Genomic DNA, 2,903 nt, shown 5'->3' on the forward strand with positions numbered 1-2,903 from the left:
AGTGTTTGGGATTATCTTTTTAAGACGAATTACATTCCAAAAAACGGACGCGATATCGAGTTGGGTTTTTCCAATGACGAAGCGTTTCCTCAAGATTTTTTACAGCAAGAAATTTATCCTATCAATCTAAAAAAAGAATAACATAATGATGCGATTTACACGTATTTTATTAATCTCAATACTTGTCATTTCTTGCAATGCACAACAAAAACCTATTGAAAATTCAGCAGAAAAAGTACAAACTACGATCATAGATTCTGTGAATGCGCAACACGATAACATAGCGACAAAAGATTCACTAAATACAAGCAATCAAAAAGCTACTAAAATTTCTCAAACTACAGAAGTGTACATCAATATTTATTGTCATGGATACGGACCACTAGAAGTAGAAGAAAAAATTACAAGTCCAATTGAAAATGCCTTAGAAACGCTTGAAGATGTCGATGAAATTAATTCTAAATCTGAAGACGAATATTCTAAAATAATTGTGTTTTTAGATCCAAACATTTCCAAACAGGAAGCCGTGCTAATTGTTCAAGAAAAAGTAAATCAATTAATTAAAAATGGAAAATTACCCGAAATTAATGGTCAAAAATTACAACCAAAAATAACTTCGTATACTACGTTCGATGAAAAATATAGGTACAATTATACTACCAATGAAATTGAAAATAAAAGTGAAAGAATAATTGATACCGTTTTCTTTATACAAAATGCCAAGTTTACTACTTCAAAAGATATTGCCATTCTAGACAGTTGGAATACATTATTACAAAAACATGTTTCTGCGGACGGAGTTGTAGACTATAAAGGCTTCAAAAAAGATCGAAGCAAACTGCTAGCATACATAAAAATTTTAGGCGAAAATATGCCAACAGATATTTGGACAAAAGAAGAAAAACTTGCCTATTGGATGAATGCGTATAATGCACTTACCGTAGATTTAATTCTGAGAAACTATCCGCTGAAAAGCATTAAAGACATTAAAAAACCTTGGAATCAACGCTTATGGAAATTAGACGAAAAATGGTATAACTTAGACGAGATAGAACATAAAATTCTACGTAAAATGAACGAACCACGAATTCATTTTGCAATTAATTGTGCCTCTTTTTCATGTCCGCCATTATTAAATGAAGCGTTTACCGCGGAAAAACTAGAACAACAATTAACACAAGTAACGAAAACATTTTTAGCGGATTCAAGACGAAATACAATCACAAAAAATACAATAGAAATTTCAAAAATCTTCAAGTGGTTTTCAAAAGATTTCAAACAAAACGGTTCACTTATTGATTTTTTAAACAAATACAGCGATGTAAAAATCAACGCAAACGCGAAAAAGAAATACAAAGATTACAATTGGGATTTGAATGAGTAAATTATCGATCGTCATACCAATTTTCAATGAAGTCAACAACATTGTTTCGCTGCTAAAAACCTTGTTGGAACGGACAAAACACAAGCATCACGAAATTTTATTGATTGATGGCGGAAGTACAGATGATACCGTAAATGTAGTTTCAAATTACATTTCAACCTTCAACAGAACGCAAAATGAAAACCGAAAACGTTGCGTAGACCAATTATTTGGAAATGAGAAACATGCAATGTACATTCAACTGTTTCAATCGGAAAAAGGACGTGCCAAACAAATGAATTTTGGCGCACAAAAAGCCACTGGAAGCATTTTATATTTCTTGCATGCAGATACGTTTCCACCAAAACATTTTGATGAATTCATTCTAAAAAAAATAAACGCAGGTCATCAAGCAGGTTGTTTTCGCATGCGATTTAATTCGTATCATCCTTTATTATTAGTTTCTCAATTTTTTACACGTTTTAACTACAGTTGGTGTCGCGGTGGCGATCAATCGCTATTCATAGAAACCTCACTTTTTCAATCTTTAGCTGGATTTGACGAAAACTATATTATTTATGAAGATTGCGAGTTTATCCATCGTTTATACGAAAAAAACGAGTTTACTATCATTCCAAAAAGCGTACAAACTTCTGCTAGAAAATACCGCGAACAGGGAACTTGGAAATTGCAATATCACTTCGCTATCATTCACATCAAAAAATCAAAAGGCGCCACTCCTGAAGAATTGTATGCGTATTACAAAAAGCATGTGGCTTCGTAATTTACGACCTGTTAGATTATTAGATTTTGTACTCCTGTATGTCACATTGAATTTAGTTGAAATGAATTGTTTTTCTAGTCATCAGTTAGAATGCTAAATCTGTGATTTGGTGTATCGAGAACTGTTTCGAAAATCATAGTACTTGTCGATACAATCCGCTATCGCGAATCACTCCAAGTGACGCTTCTCAAATGTTAAATTATGAATGTTGAATTTTAAACATAAAAGTACTTAAAAGAACAAGCGTAGCGATCAAAAAAACTACTCTTCCATCTGCTTCAAAACAGCTTCCAACTTTCGCACATGCACACCATACAATTTATCTGCCCATTGCACAGTAATGTAATAAATAAATACGCCAGAAAGTAAATATCCTAAAATCACTAATAATAATGTGCTTGTCGGCATTTGTAGCATAAACCATTCTGTAAAGCGATCGGAACCAAATTTTTCAGCGCCCATAAATATCGCAGAAACGGAGATTGGCAACAATAATGAACCTGCTATAATTCCTGTTTTATAGACTTCCATGGTAAGTTTAATATCGTGAATAAAGTTCAAAATGGTTTCCTTGGTTTGTTGTCCAACATTGGATGTTCTGCGTAAAAACCAAATCATTTTTGCCAAATATCCTAAAGTCATCAAGCTCGTAATGAACATAAAAATAAAATATACTGCACGTGGCAATTCATACATTTTTATTAAAAAAGGATAGGTGAAAAATATCACAATTCCCGCAAGTTGTATGGCAATTTC

Annotated in this window: 3 protein-coding genes and 1 pseudogene; 3 read left to right on the top strand and 1 reads right to left on the bottom strand. The window is 32.7% G+C overall.

Annotated elements, in window-relative coordinates:
• The 3 genes and pseudogenes from AB8B65_RS10405 to AB8B65_RS10415 all read left to right on the top strand — a co-directional run.
• Positions 1 to 141 (top strand): annotated as a pseudogene (locus AB8B65_RS10405) (sterol desaturase); the annotation flags it as partial.
• Positions 142 to 145: 4 nt separating this feature from the next.
• Positions 146 to 1,384, top strand: a complete 1,239-nt coding sequence (locus AB8B65_RS10410) for an efflux RND transporter permease subunit (RefSeq protein WP_405300908.1) — start codon at positions 146 to 148, stop codon at positions 1,382 to 1,384.
• Complete coding sequence (locus AB8B65_RS10415) at positions 1,377 to 2,147, top strand: TIGR04283 family arsenosugar biosynthesis glycosyltransferase (RefSeq protein ID WP_405300909.1); 771 nt, start codon at positions 1,377 to 1,379, stop codon at positions 2,145 to 2,147. The genes AB8B65_RS10410 and AB8B65_RS10415 overlap by 8 nt, the downstream gene beginning before the upstream one ends.
• Positions 2,148 to 2,408: 261 nt before the next feature.
• Here AB8B65_RS10415 and AB8B65_RS10420 read toward each other — a convergent pair.
• The coding region (locus AB8B65_RS10420; RefSeq protein ID WP_405300910.1) for a hypothetical protein at positions 2,409 to 2,903 on the bottom strand (495 nt) is incomplete at its 5' end.

The sequence above is a fragment of the Kordia sp. genome, from assembly GCF_045105435.1.
GTDB lineage: Bacteria > Bacteroidota > Bacteroidia > Flavobacteriales > Flavobacteriaceae > Kordia.